Source organism: Nitratireductor sp. B36 (assembly GCF_020833685.1).
Taxonomy (GTDB): Bacteria; Pseudomonadota; Alphaproteobacteria; order Rhizobiales; family Rhizobiaceae; genus Nitratireductor.
In genome coordinates this window covers 117,392-136,100 of sequence record NZ_JACKZY010000002.1, presented here as the reverse complement: position 1 = coordinate 136,100, position 18,709 = coordinate 117,392, and the positions used below count along the sequence as shown (strand labels likewise).

The 18,709-nt window shown below is 60.8% G+C and carries 16 protein-coding genes; 14 read left to right on the top strand and 2 right to left on the bottom strand.

Features of this window, described 5'->3' with window-relative positions; genetic code table 11:
* Positions 1 to 144 precede the first annotated feature (144 nt).
* The 7 genes from H7H48_RS07230 to H7H48_RS07200 all read left to right on the top strand — a co-directional run bounded on the left by H7H48_RS07230 (position 145) and on the right by H7H48_RS07200 (position 7,081).
* Positions 145 to 1,401, top strand: a complete 1,257-nt coding sequence (locus H7H48_RS07230) for an ABC transporter substrate-binding protein (protein WP_229448324.1) — start codon at positions 145 to 147, stop codon at positions 1,399 to 1,401.
* 64 nt (positions 1,402 to 1,465) lie between these two features.
* On the top strand, positions 1,466 to 2,389 hold the full coding sequence (locus H7H48_RS07225) for a carbohydrate ABC transporter permease (protein ID WP_229448323.1): 924 nt from the start codon (positions 1,466 to 1,468) through the stop codon (positions 2,387 to 2,389).
* A 13-nt stretch (positions 2,390 to 2,402) separates the two neighbouring features.
* The gene (locus H7H48_RS07220; protein ID WP_229448322.1) at positions 2,403 to 3,242 is read left to right on the top strand and encodes a carbohydrate ABC transporter permease; all 840 of its coding nucleotides are present in this window, start codon (positions 2,403 to 2,405) and stop codon (positions 3,240 to 3,242) included.
* Positions 3,239 to 4,303, top strand: coding sequence for a Gfo/Idh/MocA family protein (locus H7H48_RS07215; protein ID WP_229448321.1), 1,065 nt, complete (start codon positions 3,239 to 3,241; stop codon positions 4,301 to 4,303). The genes H7H48_RS07220 and H7H48_RS07215 overlap by 4 nt, the downstream gene beginning before the upstream one ends.
* A 9-nt stretch (positions 4,304 to 4,312) precedes the next feature.
* Positions 4,313 to 5,323 carry an ABC transporter ATP-binding protein gene (locus H7H48_RS07210; RefSeq protein WP_229448320.1) on the top strand — a complete coding sequence of 337 codons (1,011 nt, stop codon included), beginning with the start codon at positions 4,313 to 4,315 and terminating at the stop codon, positions 5,321 to 5,323.
* A 202-nt stretch (positions 5,324 to 5,525) separates the two neighbouring features.
* Complete coding sequence (locus H7H48_RS07205; protein ID WP_229448318.1) at positions 5,526 to 6,206, top strand: GntR family transcriptional regulator; 681 nt, start codon at positions 5,526 to 5,528, stop codon at positions 6,204 to 6,206.
* 110 nt (positions 6,207 to 6,316) lie between these two features.
* On the top strand, positions 6,317 to 7,081 hold the full coding sequence (locus tag H7H48_RS07200; protein WP_229448316.1) for an isocitrate lyase/phosphoenolpyruvate mutase family protein: 765 nt from the start codon (positions 6,317 to 6,319) through the stop codon (positions 7,079 to 7,081).
* Between the two features lie 9 nt (positions 7,082 to 7,090).
* Here the strand turns inward: H7H48_RS07200 and H7H48_RS07195 are convergent, their stop codons facing one another.
* The gene (locus H7H48_RS07195) at positions 7,091 to 7,942 is read right to left on the bottom strand and encodes a MurR/RpiR family transcriptional regulator (RefSeq protein ID WP_229448314.1); all 852 of its coding nucleotides are present in this window, start codon (positions 7,940 to 7,942) and stop codon (positions 7,091 to 7,093) included.
* Between the two features lie 125 nt (positions 7,943 to 8,067).
* Here H7H48_RS07195 and H7H48_RS07190 point away from each other — a divergent pair, with 125 nt between their 5' ends.
* The 7 genes from H7H48_RS07190 (at position 8,068) to H7H48_RS07160 (ending at position 15,875) form a co-directional block, all read left to right on the top strand.
* Positions 8,068 to 8,868 (top strand): N-formylglutamate amidohydrolase, encoded by an 801-nt coding sequence (locus tag H7H48_RS07190; protein WP_229448313.1) that lies wholly within the window; start codon positions 8,068 to 8,070, stop codon positions 8,866 to 8,868.
* Positions 8,869 to 8,933: 65 nt separating this feature from the next.
* Positions 8,934 to 9,443 (top strand): TRAP transporter small permease subunit, encoded by a 510-nt coding sequence (locus tag H7H48_RS07185; protein ID WP_229448312.1) that lies wholly within the window; start codon positions 8,934 to 8,936, stop codon positions 9,441 to 9,443.
* The gene (locus H7H48_RS07180) at positions 9,440 to 10,762 is read left to right on the top strand and encodes a TRAP transporter large permease subunit (RefSeq protein ID WP_229448311.1); all 1,323 of its coding nucleotides are present in this window, start codon (positions 9,440 to 9,442) and stop codon (positions 10,760 to 10,762) included. The genes H7H48_RS07185 and H7H48_RS07180 overlap by 4 nt, the downstream gene beginning before the upstream one ends.
* A 91-nt stretch (positions 10,763 to 10,853) precedes the next feature.
* Positions 10,854 to 11,906, top strand: coding sequence for a TRAP transporter substrate-binding protein (locus tag H7H48_RS07175; protein WP_229448310.1), 1,053 nt, complete (start codon positions 10,854 to 10,856; stop codon positions 11,904 to 11,906).
* A 69-nt stretch (positions 11,907 to 11,975) separates the two neighbouring features.
* Positions 11,976 to 13,343 carry a glutamine synthetase family protein gene (locus H7H48_RS07170; RefSeq protein ID WP_229448309.1) on the top strand — a complete coding sequence of 456 codons (1,368 nt, stop codon included), beginning with the start codon at positions 11,976 to 11,978 and terminating at the stop codon, positions 13,341 to 13,343.
* 1 nt (position 13,344) lies between these two features.
* Positions 13,345 to 14,733 (top strand): aldehyde dehydrogenase family protein, encoded by a 1,389-nt coding sequence (locus H7H48_RS07165; protein WP_229448308.1) that lies wholly within the window; start codon positions 13,345 to 13,347, stop codon positions 14,731 to 14,733.
* Positions 14,730 to 15,875: an iron-containing alcohol dehydrogenase gene (locus H7H48_RS07160; protein ID WP_229448307.1), complete on the top strand. Its 1,146-nt coding sequence runs from the start codon at positions 14,730 to 14,732 to the stop codon at positions 15,873 to 15,875. The genes H7H48_RS07165 and H7H48_RS07160 overlap by 4 nt, the downstream gene beginning before the upstream one ends.
* A gap of 62 nt (positions 15,876 to 15,937) precedes the next feature.
* On the opposite strand, the gene H7H48_RS07155 is transcribed toward H7H48_RS07160, so the two are convergent.
* Positions 15,938 to 18,613, bottom strand: coding sequence for a bifunctional acetate--CoA ligase family protein/GNAT family N-acetyltransferase (locus H7H48_RS07155; protein ID WP_229448306.1), 2,676 nt, complete (start codon positions 18,611 to 18,613; stop codon positions 15,938 to 15,940).
* Positions 18,614 to 18,709: the final 96 nt, after the last annotated feature.

Below are 18,709 nucleotides of genomic sequence, written 5' to 3'. Positions count from 1 at the left end.
CCCGGAAGCGCTGACAAGGCTTTGTAGGGTCCACGGCCCTGCCAAGATTGCCTCCATCGGACAAGTTCAGCAGCGCCCGGAGCGCGCTCCATGCTTGCATGCCGAGCCATGGAGATGCCTCTTGAGCAAAACAGGGAGACTACCATGATGAAATCCACCAGACTGGCACTGCTTGCCGCGACCATGCTGGGTGCAACCGGCACGGCGATGGCACAGGATGCCGAACTCACCATCGAAAGCTGGCGCAATGACGACCTGACCATCTGGCAGGAAAAACTGATCCCGGCCTTTGAGGCCAAGCATCCCGGCATCAAGGTGAACTTCGCTCCGAGCGCGCCTACCGAATACAATGCCGTTCTCAATTCCAAGCTCGACGCCGGCACGGCAGGCGATCTCGTCACATGCCGCCCGTTCGATGCCTCGCTCAGCCTTTATGAAAAAGGCCATCTGACGGATCTCAAGGACCTTGAGAACATGTCGAACTTCTCCGACGTGGCCAAGGCAGCATGGAGCACGGACGATGGCTCGGCCACCTTCTGCGTACCGATGGCTTCCGTGATCCACGGCTTCATCTACAATGCCGATGCCTTCGAAGAGCTTGGCATCGAACCGCCGAAAACCAATGAGGAATTCTACGCGGTCCTCGAGAAAATCAAGGAAGACGGCACCTATATCCCGATGGCCATGGGCGCCAAGGATCAATGGGAAGCTGCCACCATGGGCTACACCAATATCGGTCCGAACTACTGGAAGGGCGAGGAAGGCCGACTGGCCCTGATCGCCGGCGAGCAGAAGCTCACCGATGAGCAGTGGGTCCAGCCCCTCCGCGAGATCGCCAAATGGGCTCCCTATCTTGGCGACGGCTTCGAGGCGCAGGCCTATCCCGACAGCCAGAACCTCTTCACGCTTGGTCGTGCAGCAATCTTCCCCGCTGGTTCCTGGGAAATCGCCATTTTCAACGAGCAGGCCGATTTCAAACTGGGTGCATTCCCGCCACCGGTGCAGAATGCGGGCGACGAGTGCTACATTTCCGACCACACGGATATCGGCATCGGCATGAACGCCAAGACCAAACATCCGGAAGCCGCCCGCACCTTCCTGAATTGGGTCGGCTCCGCGGAGTTTGCGTCACTGTATGCCAACTCGCTGCCGGGCTTCTTCTCTCTGTCCAACGAAACCGTGGAGATGGAAGATCCGCTGGCCAAGGAATTCGTCTCCTGGCGTGAGAACTGCAAGTCCACCATCCGTCCCGCGCACCAGATTCTCTCGCGCGGCACGCCGAACCTGTGGAACGAGATGTGGAACGTTTCCGCCAACGTTCTGCGCGGCGCCCAGACACCTGAAGACGGTGCAAAACAGCTTCAGGACGGCCTTGCCGGCTGGTACGAGCCGCAGCAGTAAGCGCAAGCTCTGAACAAAACCGGGTCCGCCTCTCGCGCGGGCCCGGATCATAGAGAGACGTTCCATGGCCCAAGCCACAAAGAAGCCCCGACGCTGGCACATTGCCGTGTTTCTGGCGCCTGCCGTTCTGATCTACACGGCGATCATGATCATACCGCTGTTCAGCACGTTGCAACTTGCCTTGTACAGTGAGGTGCAAAACAGCCAGGTCTTTGTCGGCCTTCAGAATTTCCGGGCCCTGTTCGGAGATCCGCAATGGTCGGACCAGTTCTGGAACGCGCTCAAGAACAATACCTGGTTCTTCATCGTGCACATGATCGTGCAGAACCCGATCGGCATACTGCTCGCTGCCCTTCTGTCGAGCCCGCGGCTCCGCATGCGCTCCTTCTATCGCACGGCCATTTTCATCCCGACGATCCTCTCCTTTGTGATTGCAGGTTTCGCCTGGAAGCTGATCCTGAGCCCGCTTTGGGGCGTGGCGCCCAACCTGCTTGATCTCGTTGGCCTGAAAAGCCTGTTCCAGCCTTGGCTTGGCAAGGAAGCCTATGCATTGACCACGCTGGCGCTTATCTCGGTCTGGCAGTTTGTGGGCATTCCGATGATGCTCATCTATGCAGCGCTTCTTTCCATTCCCGACGAGCTTCTGGAAGCGGCCGAATGCGACGGGATCACCGGCATGTCGCAATTCTGGAAGGTGAAGCTGCCGCTGATCCTGCCGGCCATCGGCATCATCTCGATCCTGACCTTTGTCGGCAATTTCAATGCGTTCGACCTGATCTACGCGACGCAGGGCGCGCTGGCGGGTCCGGATTTCTCCACCGACATTCTCGGCACCTTCATGTTCCGCACCTTCTTCGGCTTCCAGCTTCAGCTTGGCGACCCGAACCTTGGCGCGGCGATTGCGACCGCCATGTTCGCCATCATTCTCATCGGCGTGTCGATCTATCTGTTCGGCATCCAGACGCGGCTGCGCCGCTACCAATTCTGAGGGGGAGAAACCGATGAGCACAGCCAGGCACTCCCCCGTCCGTTCGATCGCCGCCCATGCGGTGCTGGCGACATACACGATCATCGCGCTCTTCCCGGTGTTCGTGATCGTCATCAACGCCTTCAAGTCGCGCAAGGCGATCTTCCGTACGCCGCTGGAGCTACCCAATGCGGAAACCTTCAGCCTGGTCGGCTTCGAGACGGTTCTGAAACAGGGCGACTTCCTGCTCTATTTCCAGAACAGCTTCGTCGTCACCGTGGTATCGCTGTTCATGGTGTTGCTTTTCGGGGCCATGGCCGCCTTTGCGCTCGCCGAATACCGCTTCAAGGGCAACACGCTGATGGGGCTTTATCTGGCGCTCGGCATCATGATCCCGATCCGGCTCGGCACGGTGGCGATCCTCCAGATGATGGCCGCTTCCGGCCTCGTCAACACGCTGACCTCGCTGATTCTTGTCTATACGGCTCAGGGGCTGCCGCTGGCCATCTTCATCCTGTCGGAGTTCATGCGGCAAGTCTCGGACGACCTGAAAAACGCCGGTCGCATCGACGGGCTCAGCGAATACCGCATCTTCTTCCGCCTCGTCCTGCCGCTGGTGCGGCCCGCCATGGCGACGGTCGCGGTCTTCACGATGATCCCGATCTGGAACGATCTGTGGTTCCCCCTGATCCTGGCGCCAGCCGAAGCAACAAAAACCATCACGCTCGGCGCGCAGGTCTTCATCGGCCAGTTCGTCACCAACTGGAACGCGGTTCTGGCAGCCTTGTCGCTCGCCATCCTGCCGGTGCTGATCCTCTATCTGATCTTCTCGCGCCAGCTGATCCGCGGCATCACGTCGGGAGCGGTGAAATGAGTGCGCAGGACAAACCCGTCCGGGTGCTGGTTGCAGGCCTCGGCAATATGGGCATGAGCCACGCGCTCGCCTATCACGCCAATCCCGGCTTCGAGATTGTGGGGCTCGTGAGCCGTTCAAAGCCGGACCTGCCAGATGCGCTGAAGGGATATCGGCACTCGACCAATTTCGAAGAGGCGCTGGCCGAATCACAACCGGATCTGGCTTCGATCAACACGTATTCTGACAGCCATGCCCCCTATGCGATTGCCGCCATGGAGGCTGGTGCGCATGTGTTCGTGGAAAAGCCGTTGGCCACGAATGTCTCCGACGCAAGGCGCGTGGTGGAGACGGCGACAACGCACAAGCGCAAGCTCGTGGTGGGTTACATCCTGCGCCATCACCCTTCCTGGGTGAAGCTGATCGAGGAAGCGCGCGGACTCGGTGGCCCCTATGTGTTCCGGCTCAACCTCAACCAGCAATCCTCCGGTCCAACCTGGATGACGCACAAACAGCTTATGCAGACGACGCCACCCATCGTCGACTGCGGCGTGCACTATGTGGACGTGATGTGCCAGATCACCGATGCGAAGCCGGTCAAGGTACGCGGCATGGGGGTCCGGCTTTCCGAGGAGATCGCCCTGGACATGTACAATTACGGACATTTCCAGGTGATTTTCGACGATGGCTCGGTGGGCTGGTACGAGGCCGGCTGGGGACCGATGATGTCGGAGACGGCCTTCTTCGTGAAAGACATCATCTCCCCCAATGGCTGCGTTTCCATCGTGATGGACGAGGGCGCGAAGTCGGATGACATCGACGCGCACACACAGACCTCGCGCATCCGCATCCACAGGGCAGAGACCGACGCCAGCGGTCGTTTCGCCCAAGAGGACACGCTTCTGTCGATGGAAGGCGAGCCGGGGCATCAGGAACTGTGCGACCGCGAACAGGCCTTCGTCCTGAAAGCCATCCGCGAAGACATCGACCTTTCACGGCACATGCATGACGCCGTGCAATCCCTCAACATCTGCCTCGCCGCCGACGAAAGCGTGCGAAGCGGCAAGGAAATCGAACTCTAGGACGAAACCGTGGGCTCACTCGCACTCAAGAACATCACCAAATCGTTCGGCCAGGTCGACGTCATCAAGGGCGTGGACCTCGAAGTTCAGGACGGCGAATTCGTCATCTTCGTCGGCCCGTCCGGCTGTGGCAAATCCACCCTTCTACGCATCATCGCGGGGCTTGAAGATGCCAGCGGCGGGAGCGTGGAGATCGACGGTTCGGAGGTGAGCTCGACGCCCCCCTCGAAGCGGGGTATCGCCATGGTTTTCCAGACCTATGCGCTCTATCCGCATCTGACCGTGCGCGACAATATGAGCCTCGGCCTCAAACAGGCAAAGTATCCGGCCGCACACATTGCCGAACGTGTGGACTTTGCCTCGAAGATGCTGTCGCTCGAACCCTATCTCGACCGGCGGCCGGCGGAACTTTCCGGTGGCCAGCGCCAGCGCGTCGCCATCGGCCGCGCCGTGGTGCGCAAGCCCAAGCTCTTTCTGTTCGACGAGCCGCTCTCCAATCTCGATGCGGCATTGCGTGTCAACACGCGGCTTGAAATCGCGCGCCTCCATCGGGAACTGGGCGCCACCATGGTCTATGTGACCCATGATCAGACCGAAGCCATGACGCTCGCAGACCGCATCGTCGTTCTGAATGGCGGGAAGATCGAGCAGGTGGGCACGCCCATGGAGCTTTACAACGACCCGGCCAACCTTTTCGTCGCCGGCTTCATCGGCTCACCTCAGATGAATTTCATCGAGGCCGGCCACCTCTCCCGCGAAGATGCCAAGACGATCGGCATACGCCCGGAGCACATTTCCATCGTGCCTTCGGGCGGAGACATCTCCGGCCGCGTCTCTCATGTCGAGCATCTGGGCGCGGACACCAATGTCTACCTCGACTGCGGTGCCGCCGGGCTGGTCTGCGCCCGCCTCTTCGGCGAGCAGAATTTCGAGATCGACAGCATGGTGCATGCCAAGTTCGATGAAACTCGCGTCTTCCGTTTCGACGACAAGGGTCAGGCAATCCGCCCCACCAATTGAGACGGTAAGGCAATATTGGCGGCGGGACTTTTTCACCGCCTGCCAAACAACACTGTTCCATTTTGTGACGAAATCATGTGACTTAAAGCATTCCACTACCCGAAAACCTTGCATCACAAGAAGTACGCGCTTAGTCGATCATTAACCGATACACATAGAAGCTGTATCGGCAAAGGCGAGGTCGACGAGGGGTGGCAGGGCGATGGAAGGCGAATTCGTTCCGGTGTCCAGACGCGTCACCATACAGGACGGTGTTTACCAGCAACTTCGTCACGCGCTGATGGTCGGCCGGTTCGACCCAGGCCAGACGCTCACCATTGCCTCTCTGGCGGACTCCTTCGGCACCAGTCACATGCCGGTCCGGGAGGCGCTACGTCGCCTGGCTGCGGAAAACGCGCTGGAAATCGCACCCAATGGCTCAGCATGTGTCCCCGCCATCAGCAAGGCACGGCTTGACGATCTCTGCCGCGCTCGGATTGCCGTCGAAGGCTTGGCCGCAGAGCTCGCGACCCCAAACTGCGGAGCGGCTGACATCGGAGCGCTTGAAGAACTGGTGAAAGCGCACGAGACGTCAAGTCACGAGGAAAGCATCTACACGATGCTGGTGAAGAACCAGGAGTTCCACTTCACCCTGTACCAGAGCTCCGGCTCTGAAGTTTTGTTGCAATTGGCCGAGTCCTTATGGCTGCGCTTCGGACCCTATATGCGCATGCTGACACGTCATCTCGAGCCGACCCTGCGCTCACGCGAAGGCGGAACCTACGCGCGCCACCATCACGATGTGATCGCGGCACTGCGCAAGCGCGATGCAGCGGGCGTGTGCGATGCCATCAGCGAAGACATCAAGGCGACTCAAACGCTGCTTCGTCCGCTTTGTGACTGATCTGACCTTGGGGCACTGGCCCGCGGCACAGCACGCTTTGGAGCAAGCGCGCCGCCAAAGAATGTGAAAAGCTGAAGTCGGATCCACCCCATTTCTCATGGAGACCGGTCATGCAACAGACCGACAAGGCTCATACCTTCCACGCTCTTCACGTCAAAGGCAGTCCTCTCATCCTCTATAATATCTGGGATGCAGGTTCTGCGGCAGCGGTAGCCGAGGCTGGCGCAAAGGCCCTTGCGACCGGAAGCTGGTCGGTCGCCGCCGCCCATGGTTTTGGCGATGGCGAGAAAATCCCCGTCGAGTTCTTGGCTCAGGTGGCCCGCCGCATCGTGGAGACGGTCGGCCTGCCGCTCTCTGTCGACTTCGAAGGTGCCTATGCAACCGATCCACAAGGTGCTGCAGACAATGTCTCGCGCATTCTCGACGCGGGTGCGGTGGGCATCAATTTCGAGGATCAGATCGTCGGTGGCAGCGGCCTGCATACGATCGCCGATCAGGCAAAACGTATTGCAGCCATCCGGGCGATGGCGGAGGCACGCGGCGTGCCCCTTTTCATCAATGCCCGGACCGACCTTTTCCTCAAAGAGAGCGAGCGTGACCGTCATTCAGGCCTGATCGAAGAAGCCAAGCAACGCGCGAAGGCTTTTGCGGACGCGGGCGCCAGCGGTTTCTTCGCCCCCGCCTTGGTGGACGAGGTGCTGATTGAGGACCTTTGCGACGCCTCGCCCCTGCCCGTCAACATCATGGCCATGAAGAGCGCGCCGGATGCCGCGACACTTGGGCAGCTGGGGGTAGCCCGTATCAGCCATGGCCCCGGGCCCTACCGGGCGGCGATGGCGTCGCTGAAGGACGCTGCAGCAGCCGTGTACGGATAAAACCCCGGTTCACTCCCCTGCAGCCGGTTTGTTCCAGTGAATATGCTCCAGCGCCTGGATGCGTTCCCGGGCCGTGTCCCAATCTCCGTGGGTTACACGATCTACAATAGCCTCCACCAGCGCCAGCAGAACAACGCCCGAATCCCAGGTTCGGCCTGAATCGATGGCGCAGGGCAGAACAACCTTCGCATAGCGCGAAATCGGTGACAGCCAGCTATCGGTGATCAACACAATGCGCGCTTTGCGTTCGCATAAAAGCTCGCTCAAATGCACCAGATCGCGCTGATAGCGACGGATATCGAACAACACCACCACGTCACCCGCCTTCACGTCGAGCAACTGATCGTCCCAGGTGGATGTCTGGTCCTGAAAGCGGCGCACATTGGGTCGCACGATGCGCAGATGCGAAGCCATATAGCGGGCAATCGCATCGCTGAAACGGCCACCGAGCGTGTAACAGGCTGTCTTCGGGTCGGAGAGAAGCGCACAGGCGGCTTCAAACTCGCTTTCAGGAATTGCTTCAAGCGTCGCCTGAATGTTGGCCGTGGCACGGGAAAAGTAGGAGCCGAGTGCCGAACCATCCATATTTCGCGCAGCAGAACTGTCTCCTTTCTCCAAGGGCGAGAGCAATTCCGCCTGGATCTCGGTCCGCAGCGCGCGTTGAAACTCTGGATAACCGGAAAAGCCGAGCCGCGACACGAAGCGTAGAACCGTCGGCGCACTTGTTCCGGCCAGCCCGGCAAACTCGGCAACCGTGGAGAGGCCGGTGCTTGGATAGTTGGCGAGAAACGCATGGGCCACCTTGCGTTCCGCATCGGTCATCTGACCGAGCGCGCCATGCACTAGCTCTTTCGTACCCAAACGCCATTCTCCCGCATTGCCGACTTCGTGTCCGTAATAAAAATTACACAATTGACAAATTATCCGCAATGCTAATCAATATTACAGATAAACCGCAGGGGCGCGGGCGGGTGTGTGGAGGTTTGATGGTCAGAGTGCTGCTTGATCCATCCGAGGGCGAACCATTCGAGATCGAGCGTACCGATGGGCGGTCGCCGGTCATTCTCGTCTGTGAACACGCCTCTCGCACCATTCCCCGGACCCTTTCCGATCTCGGAGCAAAACCTGAGACGCTAACCAGCCACGCAGCCTGGGATATTGGGGCTCTGGCCATAGCTCGAAAACTCTCCGAACTTCTGGATGCTCCCCTCATCCATCAGCGCTTCTCAAGGCTTGTTTACGACTGCAACCGTCCCCCGGATGCGCAGGATGCAATCCCGGAGAGGAGCGAGATTCACGCCATCCCCGGAAATCGCAATCTTTCCGACGAAGCGCGCAGACAGCGTGTCACAGAGATTTACGAGCCTTTTCGTCAGGCCCTTGCGCAGCTCATCGCAGCACGGACGGCTCCATCCAGACAACCGGTCATCGTTACAGTCCATTCCTTCACCCGTGTTTATTTCGGCATCGCCCGGCATCGCGCGATCGGGCTTCTGCACGACCGGGACCGCCGGCTCGCCGATGCCATGCTGCAGCTGGCAGAAGAGCAAGGCATCTCCAATGCGATGCGCAATTATCCCTACGGGCCGGAGGATGGTGTGACACACACTCTGCGCCTGCACGCAGTCCAGAACGGCCTCCTCAACGTCATGATCGAGTATTGCAGCGATCTGATCGATACGGAACAGGGACAGGATGAATGGGCAAAGCGTACAGCAAAGCTGCTTGAGACGACACTGGAGCGCTTTCACATCGACATACACGCAGCCGGACCACAACAAGCCTGACAAGAAAAGGCCGGCGCAGAACCAGAGCGGGAAGACAGAGGAGATAAAATGGGAGACGGGAAGCGATGCCGAATGCCATAAGGCGCTATGTGCGGCTGATCGATCGTACAAATCATTATGTCGGCCTGGTGGTCATGTACATGATCTTCCTGATGATCGGCATATTGCTCTATTCGTCGATCATGAAAACCGTGGCTATTCCGCCGCTCTGGACGCTTGAAATGGCCCAGTTTGCCATGGTTGCCTACTACATGGTCGGCGGCGGCTGGGCATTGCAGAACGACGCGCATGTGCGCATGGACCTGATCTATGCCCGATGGTCGCCCCGCACGAAGGCGCTTGTCGATTCCATCACCGTTCTGTTCCTGATCTTCTACCTCTCGCTTCTGCTCTATGGCGGTTTTTCTTCCACCTCCTATGCATTGAAGTATGGTGAGACCAGCTATTCGGCCTGGTCGCCCTACATGGCGCCCATCAAGATCATCATGTGCATCGGCATCGCGCTGACACTGCTTCAGGCCGTTGCCCAGCTCTTCAAGGATATCGCGCGGGCACGCGGGGAGGAGCTGTCATGAGCTATGAACTGACAGCAATCCTCATGTTCACCGGCATGATGGGCCTCCTCCTGACGGGGCAACGCGTGTTCGGGGCCATCGGCTTCATCGCCGTGGCCTTCGCGCTGTTGCTATGGGGCACGGGCGGATCCGAAATCGCCTTTTCCGCCGCCATGAAGCTGATGAAATGGTACGCGCTGCTGACGCTGCCGCTCTTCATCTACATGGGTTACATGCTTTCGGAATCGGGCATTGCCGACGATCTCTACAAGATGTTCCATGTCTGGTTCGGCCCCGTGCGCGGCGGGCTTGCCATCGGCACGATCGCGCTGATGGTGGTCATCTCTGCCATGAACGGCCTCTCCGTCGCCGGCATGGCCATCGGTGCGACAATCGCCCTGCCGGAACTGCTCAGACGCGGCTACGACAAGATCATGGTGACCGGCGTCATTCAGGCCGGCTCATCGCTCGGCATTCTCGTCCCGCCCAGCGTGGTGCTGGTGCTCTACGCCATGATCGCGCGCCAGCCGGTCGGCCAGCTCTGGCTTGCAGGCGTGTTTCCGGGCCTGCTCATGGCCGGGCTTTTCATTCTCTACATCGCGGTGCGGTGCTGGCTGCAGCCCAATCTCGGGCCAGTGCTTCCTGCCGAAGAGCGCCGCATCCCGATGTCGGAAAAGCTCAAGCTCCTGTCGGCCGGCATTCTGCCCTTCATGATCTTCTTCCTGATGACTGGGCTTTTCGTCATGGGCGTTACCAGCCTTGTCGAGAGCTCTGCCATCGGCGCCGTCTCGGCGACCGCCGCCGCCGCCATCCGTGGCCGGCTCACGTTGAAGGTGATCCACGACACGGTGCGCAAGACGCTTTCCGTCTCGTGCATGTTCATGTGGATCATCCTGGCCGCGCTGTGCTTCGGCGCGGTGTTTGACGGTCTGGGCGCGGTCAGGGCCATCGAGGGATTCTTCTTGGATCAGCTCGGCCTGTCGCCGTGGGAAGTGCTGATCCTGATGCAGCTTTCCTATCTCATCATGGGCATGTTTCTGGACGACACGGCGATGCTGGTCATCGTCGCGCCGCTCTACGTGCCGCTTGTCAAGCTGCTCGGTTTCGACCTCATCTGGTACGGCGTGCTTTACACGATCACCTGCCAGATCGCCTACATGACCCCGCCCTTCGGCTACAATCTGTTCCTGATGCGGGCCATGGCGCCGCCGGAAATCAAGCTCGGAGACATATACCGGTCCATTGTGCCCTTCGTGGCGGTCATGGTGTTCGCGCTGATCATTGTCATGGCCTTCCCACAGATCGCGCTATGGCTCCCGGAGCATGTCTATGCGCGCTGAAACCACACAACCAAGGAGGTGACGACCAGAACCAGCCTGCGGCAATGCCCGGCAACAACGACCGGGACAACAACCAGAGGAGTGAACGAAGATGCAAAACAGACGCGACTTTCTCAAGAAAGCGGGCATGGCATCGGCGGCAGCAGCCGGAACCACGGCCCTTGCAACGCCCTATGTTCATGCGCAAAGCCCGATCCGCTGGCGGCTGCAGACCTATGCCGGCGCTGCCCTTGCCGAACATGTCGTCAAACCGGCCATCGACGCCTTCAACAAGGCGGCCAATGGCGAGATGGAAATCGAGCTCTATTATGCCGACCAGCTGGTGCCGACGGGCGAACTGTTCCGCGCCATGCAGAATGGCACGATCGACGCCGTGCAGTCGGACGACGATTCCATGGCGGCGCCGGTCGATGTGTCGGTCTTCGGCGGCTATTTCCCCTTTGCCACGCGCTATTCGCTCGATGTGCAGGCGCTCTTCTACAAGCATGGCCTGGCCGAGATATGGGAAGAGGCCTATGGCGAGGTGGAGGGTGTGACATGGCTCTCCGCCGGCTCCTGGGACCCCTGCCACTTCAACACCAAGGAACCCATCAAGAGCCTTGAAGACCTGAAGGGCAAGCGTGTCTTCACCTTCCCGACAGCCGGCAAGTTCCTTTCCCGCTTCGGCGTCGTGCCCGTCACGCTTCCATGGGAAGACGTGGAAGTTGCCGTGCAGACGGGCGAGCTCGACGGCATCGCCTGGTCGGGCATCACCGAGGATTACACGGTGGGCTGGGCTGACGTGACGCCCTATCTGCTCACCAACAATATCTGCGGTGCCTGGGTTGGCTCCTTCTTCGCCAATTCCGACCGCTGGAACGAGGTGCCGGATCATCTCAAACAGCTCTTCCGGCTGGCGATGGACTCCTCGCATTATTATCGCCTGCACTGGTACTGGGCCGGCGAAGCGGATCTGCGCGTCAATGGCGGCAAGATGGAACTCACCACCATCCCCGACGCCGAATGGGCGACGGTGGAAGCCGAGGCGGAAAAATTCTGGGACGAGATTGCTGCCGAAGGCGGGCGCAAGGAGCGTGTGGTGAAAATCCTGCGCGACTACCGCACGCTCATGCAGAAGGCCGGTCCTCCCTATCGCTACGGTTGATCAGAACAAAATCATGGCCCCGGCGTCATTGCCGGGGCCATATCCAAAACCACCAACAGGACGAGTTGAATGGCGGGCAAACTGACTTTGGAAAGCCTCAAGGCGGCAGCGGAAGCCGGCGAGATCGACACGGTGCTCGTGGCATTGGTCGACATGCAGGGGCGCCTGATGGGCAAGCGGTTCCATGTGGATTTCTTCCTCGAAAGCGCATTCGAGGAAACCCATAGCTGCAACTACCTGCTCGCCACCGACATGGAGATGTTCACGGTCGAGGGTTATCGCGCGACGAGCTGGTCGGCAGGCTATGGCGATTACACGATGAAGCCAGACCTCTCGACCATGCGGCGCATTCCCTGGCTGGAAGGCACGGCGCTGGTTCTATGCGATGTGCTCGACCACCACACCCATGAAGACGTGCCCCATTCGCCACGCGCCATCCTGAAAAAGCAGGTCGCGCGGCTGGACGCCATGGGCATGAAGGCGATGATGGCCTCGGAACTGGAATTCTTCCTCTTCCGCGACACATTCGAGGAAGCCGCAGCGAAAGGCTATCGCGGGCTGGAGCGCATCAGCGCCTACAATGAGGATTACCACATCTTCCAGACCACCAAGGAGGAGGATGTGATGCGGGCGATCCGCAACGGCCTCAACGGCGCGGATGTGCCGGTGGAAAACTCCAAGGGCGAGGCGGATGCCGGTCAGGAGGAGATCAATGTCCGATACACCGACGCGCTCACCATGGCCGACCGCCACGCCATCGTGAAAAACGGCTGCAAGGAAATCGCCTGGAAGGCCGGCCGCGCCATCAGCTTCATGGCCAAATGGGACGACAAGGCAGCCGGCAATTCCTCGCACATCCATCAATCGCTCTGGACGCTCGATGGCAAGCCGCTCTTCTTCGACCCCTCGGGCGAGCACGGCATGTCGGACATGATGAAACATTATATGGCGGGCCTGCTCGCCCATGCCGGCGAAATTACCTATTTCCTCGCGCCCTACATCAATTCCTACAAGCGCTTTGCCGCCGGCACCTTCGCCCCCACCAAGGCGATCTGGTCGTTCGACAACCGCACGGCGGGCTACCGCGTCTGCGGTGAGGACACGAAATCAGTGCGTGTGGAATGCCGGGTCGGCGGCGCCGACCTGAACCCCTATCTTGCCTTCGCGGCCCTGATCGCGGCAGGCATTGATGGCATCGAAAACAAGAAAGAGCTGGAGCCGGCCTTTGTCGGCGACGCGTATGAGGGCGAAGGGATCCGCGAGATCCCCAAAACCCTGCGCGATGCCGCCACCGCGCTCGACGGTTCAAAAATGCTGCGTGCGGCCTTTGGTGACGACGTTGTCGATCATTATGTCCACGCAGCCCGCTGGGAACAATCCGAATATGATCGCCGCGTCACCGACTGGGAGGTCAGGCGCGGTTTTGAGAGAGCATGACATGACGAAAACCCTGCAATGCATTTCCCCCATCGACGGCACGGTCTTTGCCGAGCGCCCGGTGATGGACCCCGACAAGGCGGCCAGGCTTCTCGCCAATGCCCGCCATGCTCAAAAGGCCTGGGCCGCACGTCCGCTCGATGAGCGCATCAAGCTGGTGAATGCCGGCGTTGCCCGCCTCAACGAGATGAAAGACGAAGTGGTGCCGGAGCTTGCCCACATGATGGGCCGCCCGGTGCGCTATGGCGGCGAGTTCGGCGGCATGAACGAGCGCTCCGCCTATATGGCGGAGATTGCCGAGCGTGCCCTCGCACCCATCGTTCTGGAGGATTCGGAAAGCTTCGCGCGCCGCATCGAACGCGTTCCCCACGGGCTGGTCGGCGTCATCGCGCCGTGGAACTACCCCTACATGACGGCCATGAACACCATCGTGCCCGCCCTCATCGCCGGCAATGCCGTTGCCGTCAAACACGCCACGCAGACGCTGCTCGTGGGTGAGCGCATCGTGCGCGCCTTCCATGAAGCGGGCATTCCCGAAGAGCTGTTCGTCAATCTCTTCCTTGACCATGCCGGTACTGAAAAGTTGATCGGGAAGCGCTCCTTCGACTTCATCAATTTCACAGGCTCCGTCGGCGGTGGACGCGCCATCGAGCGCGCCGCAGCTGGCACCTTCACCGGGCTCGGGCTCGAACTCGGCGGCAAGGATCCCGCCTATGTGATGGAGGATGCCGACATCGACTGGGCCGTCGATGTGCTGATGGACGGCGCAATGTTCAATGCCGGCCAGTGCTGCTGCGGCATCGAACGCATCTATGTCGCGGAGAAGCATTTCGACAGTTTTGTCGAGAAGTCCGTGGACTGGGTGGGCAAGCTGAAACTCGGCAATCCGCTGGACGCCGAAACCACCATCGGCCCCATGGCCAACAAGCGGTTTGCGGCCGAAGTGCGCAGCCAGACCGAAGACGCGCTGGCGCAGGGCGCAAAGGCGCTGGTCGATCCGAAAGCCTTCCCGGAAGATGATGGCGGCACCTATCTCATGCCGCAGATCCTGATCGACGTGAACCACCAGATGCGCGTGATGCGCGAGGAAAGCTTTGGCCCTGTCGTGGGCATCATGCCGGTGAAGGACGATACCGAGGCACTCGACCTCATGAACGATTGCGAGTTCGGCCTGACCGCCTCGCTGTGGACATCCGATCCCGAGCGCGCGGCGGCTATCGGTGCAGACATCGAAACGGGCACCGTGTTCATGAACCGCGCCGACTATCTCGACCCGGCCCTTTGCTGGACCGGCTGTAAGAACACCGGGCGCGGCGGCGCGCTTTCCGAAATCGGCTACCACAATCTGACCCGCCCGAAATCCTACCACATGAGAAAGAAACAGGCATGAAGCTCGAAGGAAACTGGTCCTATCCCACCGCTATACGGTTTGGCGCAGGGCGCATCAGGGAACTCGCCGAAGCCTGTAAGGCAGCCGGCATTTCAAAGCCGCTTCTGGTAACCGACCGCGGCCTTGCCGGCATGGACATCACGAAGAACGCGCTCGACATTCTGGAGGCCGCGGGCCTTGGCCGGGCCATGTTCTCGGACGTCGACCCCAACCCCAACGACAAGAACCTCGAAGCCGGCGTGAAGGTTTTCAGGGATGGCGGTCATGATGGCGTCGTCGCCTTTGGCGGCGGCTCCGGTCTCGATCTCGGTAAGCTGATCGCCTTCATGGCGGGCCAGACTAGACCGGTGTGGGATTTCGAAGACATTGGCGACTGGTGGACCCGCGCGGATGCATCGAAAATCGCACCGAACGTGGCCGTTCCCACGACAGCCGGCACCGGCTCGGAAGTGGGTCGCGCCGGCGTTCTCACGAACTCCGAAACCCATGTGAAGAAGATCATCTTCCATCCCCAAGTGCTTCCCTCCGTGGTCATCTGCGACCCGGAACTCACGGTTGGCATGCCGAAGGCCATCACCGCCGGCACGGGGATGGACGCCTTTGCGCATTGTCTGGAGGCCTATTCCTCACCCTTCTACCACCCGATGAGCCAGGGCATCGCGCTCGAAGGACTTCGTCTGGTAAAGGAATATCTCCCCCGGGCTTATCAGAACGGAAGCGATCTGGAAGCCCGTGCGCAGATGATGAGCGCAGCCGCCATGGGCGCGGTCGCCTTCCAGAAAGGGCTCGGCGCCATCCATGCGGTGTCGCACCCGGTCGGGGCGATCTACAACACACACCATGGAACCACGAATGCGGTGGTGATGCCGGCTGTGCTGAAACTCAACCGGCCGGAGATCGAGGAACGCATCGATGCGGCTGCCGCCTATCTGGGCATTGCGGGCGGGTTCGATGGTTTCTTCGATTTCGTCATGGGCCTTCGCGCAGAGCTCGGCATCCCTGAGAGGCTTGGGGAAATGGGCGTCGGAACGGACCGCATCGATGAGATGGTGGCCATGGCACTGGAGGATCCGAGTGCCGGCGGCAACCCGGTGAAGCTCACCGTTGCCAACACGAAGGCGCTGTTCGAAGCCTGTATCTGACGTTTGACCGCTGTCAAACACCCCTCATCCGCCAGACGGGTGAGGGGCTACAGTGGGTCTGCCTAGAGCTCCAGCACCACCGTTGTCACGCCGGCCTCGCCGCTGTCCTTCACCACGAAGCCAAAATCGCGGCACATGGCGAGCATTTTGGTGTTGTCGCTCAGGACAATGCCCTCGATGGCGCCAATGCCCTCTTCCCGGCCATAATCGATGAGCTGTTTCAGCAGCGCGAAGCCAAGCCCGTGCCCCTGAAGATCAGTGCGCACGAGCAGGCCATACTCGGCGATCTCCTTGTCGGGATCGGCGGAAAGACGGCCAATGCCCGCCATTTCCCCATCCTCTTCCCTGAGCGCGATGAAGGCCATGTCACGCTCGTAGTCGAGCTGGGTCAGCCGTTCCAGCATTTCGTCTGGAAAGTGCTTGCGCGGCGCGAGGAAGCGGAACCGGATATCCTCCGGCGAAACGCGCGCCAGGAAATCCGGAAACAGCGCCACATCCGCCGGCTTGATCGGGCGCAGATGGTAGCGGTGCCCCTCGAGGTTTACATCCTTTTCCCAGCCATCCGGATAAGGGCGGATGGCAAGATCCGGGTTCGGACCCTTGCGGTCGATTTCCGCCGGCTCGATCTCTATGCGCGCATCGAGCGCCACGACACCGTCGGCATCGGCCAGCAGCGGGTTGATGTCCATGCCCTTGATGCAGGGGAAATCGACGATCATCTGCGACACGGCGTTGAGGGCGCCAGCAATCGCATCGCTGTCGGCGGGCGCACGATCGCGGTATCCGGCCAGCAGTTTGCCTATGCGGGTCGACGCCATCAGGTCGCCGGCCAGCACATCGTCGAGCGGCGGCAGCGCAATGGCCGTATCCTCCATCACCTCCACCGCCGTGCCGCCCGCACCGAACATCACCACCGGCCCGAAAATCGGATCCTGACTGACACCGAGGATAAGCTCATGGGCGTGTTTGCGCACCACCATGGGCTGAACGGCAAAGCCTTCAAGCCCGTCGGCCATGCCCGCATCGTCCAGCCGCTTCATGATGTTCTCGGCGGCTTTCTGCGCCGCTTCCGGCGTCTTGAGGCCAAGCACCACGCCGCCGACATCCGATTTGTGCGTGATGGTTCTGGAAAGAAGTTTGACGACAACCCTTTCCGAGCTTTCGAGCAAGCGTGCAGTGGCCTCACTCACAGCTTCTGGTGTCTCGACAATCACGGTTTCAGGCACGGGAATCCCGTAGGCAGCAATGGCCGCCTTGGCCTCCGGCTCCGTCAGCATGCGACGGCCTTCGGCAGCGACCTTTTCAAGGATGGCGCGCAGGCTTTCGCGGTCTCCCTGCACATCCTCGCTGCGGCTCGAAGGCACACGGGTCAGCGCCTTCTGGGCACGGGACCATTCACCCAGATAGGAAAGCGCCGCCGTGACGCTGGACGGCGTGCTGAAATTGGCAATGCCGGATTCCTGCAGGATGCGCCGCCCCTCGCGCGCGGTCTCCTCGCCCAGCCAGCAGGTGATCAGCGGCTTGCCGTTGATCTTGCCCCGGTCGGCAAGGGCCGCGACCGCACGGGCGGCATCGGAGGGCGAGGCAAGCCCCGTCGGGCAATTGAAGACAAGAACGGCGTCCGTGTCCGCATCGTCGGCCACCGCAAGAACCGCCTCGCTGTAACGCTCCGGCGGCGCGTCGCCGATAATGTCGGCGGGGTTGGAATGCGACCAGTTGGGCGGCAGCGCCCGGTCCAGACGGGCGATGGTTTCGGGCGAAAACTCCGCCATCGTGCCGCCAAGATCGTTGAGCCGATCCACCGCCAGAACACCGGCCCCGCCGCCATTGCTGACAATGCCCACATGGGCCCGCTGCAGCGGGCGGAAGCGGGCTAGCACTTCCGCGGCATCGAACAGTTCGCCAAGATCGAGCACGCGCAGAATGCCAGCGCGGCGCAGCGCCGCCTCCACCACGCGGTCTGCACCCGAAAGGGCGCCGGTGTGCGTCGCGGCCGCCTGTGCGGCCTGCGCGTGACGGCCTGCCTTGATGGCGATCACCGGTTTCAACCGCGCCGCCGCCCGGGCGGCGGTCATGAATTTGCGCGGGTTGGGAATTGTTTCGAGATACATGAGAATGCCGCGCGTGCGCCCGTCGCCGGCAAGCATTTCCAGATAGTCGCCCACATCCACGTCGGCCATATCGCCCAGCGAGACGATATGCGAGAAGCCCACGCCTTCCGCCGCCGCCCAGTCCACGAGCGACGTGGCAATCGCACCCGATTGCGAAAGCAGCGCCAGCCCGCCGGGCCTTGCCTGCATATGCGCGAAGCTGGCGTTGAAATTCATCGGCGGCACGATCAGCCCCACCGTGTTCGGCCCGATGATCCGGAACAGATATGGCTTTGCCGCGTCGAGCATGGCCTGACGCAACCCGTTTTCCCGTGTCAGCCCGGCTGTGATGACGACAGCGGTGCGTGTTCCCTTCCCGCCGAGCTCGGTGATGATGCCCGGCACCGTTTTCGGAGGCGTGACGATGACGGCGATGTCGGGGATCCCCGGAATATCGGCGGCGCGCTTATAGCAGCGCCGGCCTGCCACTTCCCTGTATTTCGGATTGACCGCCCAGATCTCGCCGTCAAACCCACCGTCCTGCAGATTCTGCATGACGATATGACCGACGGCGCCGGGCCTGCTTGAAGCACCGATGACGGCAACGGAGCGTGGACGGGCGGCGAATTCAAGATTGCGGATCGTCATGAACGATGACTCCGGGCTCGCGCGAGTTGTGCGTTTCGGCATCACTATAGCGGCATGGCGCAACAACTGCACAACCCGCGATATGCGGTTGCCCTC

Excerpts from the sequence above, each read along its gene's own strand:
- H7H48_RS07230 (WP_229448324.1), top strand. The coding sequence starts at position 145 with ATGATGAAATCCACCAGACTGGCACTGCTTGCCGCGACCATGCTGGGT.
- H7H48_RS07225 (WP_229448323.1), top strand. The coding sequence starts at position 1,466 with ATGGCCCAAGCCACAAAGAAGCCCCGACGCTGGCACATTGCCGTGTTT.
- H7H48_RS07220 (WP_229448322.1), top strand. The coding sequence starts at position 2,403 with ATGAGCACAGCCAGGCACTCCCCCGTCCGTTCGATCGCCGCCCATGCG.
- H7H48_RS07215 (WP_229448321.1), top strand. The coding sequence starts at position 3,239 with ATGAGTGCGCAGGACAAACCCGTCCGGGTGCTGGTTGCAGGCCTCGGC.
- H7H48_RS07205 (WP_229448318.1), top strand. The coding sequence starts at position 5,526 with ATGGAAGGCGAATTCGTTCCGGTGTCCAGACGCGTCACCATACAGGAC.
- H7H48_RS07200 (WP_229448316.1), top strand. The coding sequence starts at position 6,317 with ATGCAACAGACCGACAAGGCTCATACCTTCCACGCTCTTCACGTCAAA.
- H7H48_RS07190 (WP_229448313.1), top strand. The coding sequence starts at position 8,068 with ATGGTCAGAGTGCTGCTTGATCCATCCGAGGGCGAACCATTCGAGATC.
- H7H48_RS07185 (WP_229448312.1), top strand. The coding sequence starts at position 8,934 with ATGCCGAATGCCATAAGGCGCTATGTGCGGCTGATCGATCGTACAAAT.
- H7H48_RS07180 (WP_229448311.1), top strand. The coding sequence starts at position 9,440 with ATGAGCTATGAACTGACAGCAATCCTCATGTTCACCGGCATGATGGGC.
- H7H48_RS07175 (WP_229448310.1), top strand. The coding sequence starts at position 10,854 with ATGCAAAACAGACGCGACTTTCTCAAGAAAGCGGGCATGGCATCGGCG.
- H7H48_RS07170 (WP_229448309.1), top strand. The coding sequence starts at position 11,976 with ATGGCGGGCAAACTGACTTTGGAAAGCCTCAAGGCGGCAGCGGAAGCC.
- H7H48_RS07165 (WP_229448308.1), top strand. The coding sequence starts at position 13,345 with ATGACGAAAACCCTGCAATGCATTTCCCCCATCGACGGCACGGTCTTT.
- H7H48_RS07160 (WP_229448307.1), top strand. The coding sequence starts at position 14,730 with ATGAAGCTCGAAGGAAACTGGTCCTATCCCACCGCTATACGGTTTGGC.
- H7H48_RS07155 (WP_229448306.1), bottom strand. The coding sequence starts at position 18,613 with ATGACGATCCGCAATCTTGAATTCGCCGCCCGTCCACGCTCCGTTGCC.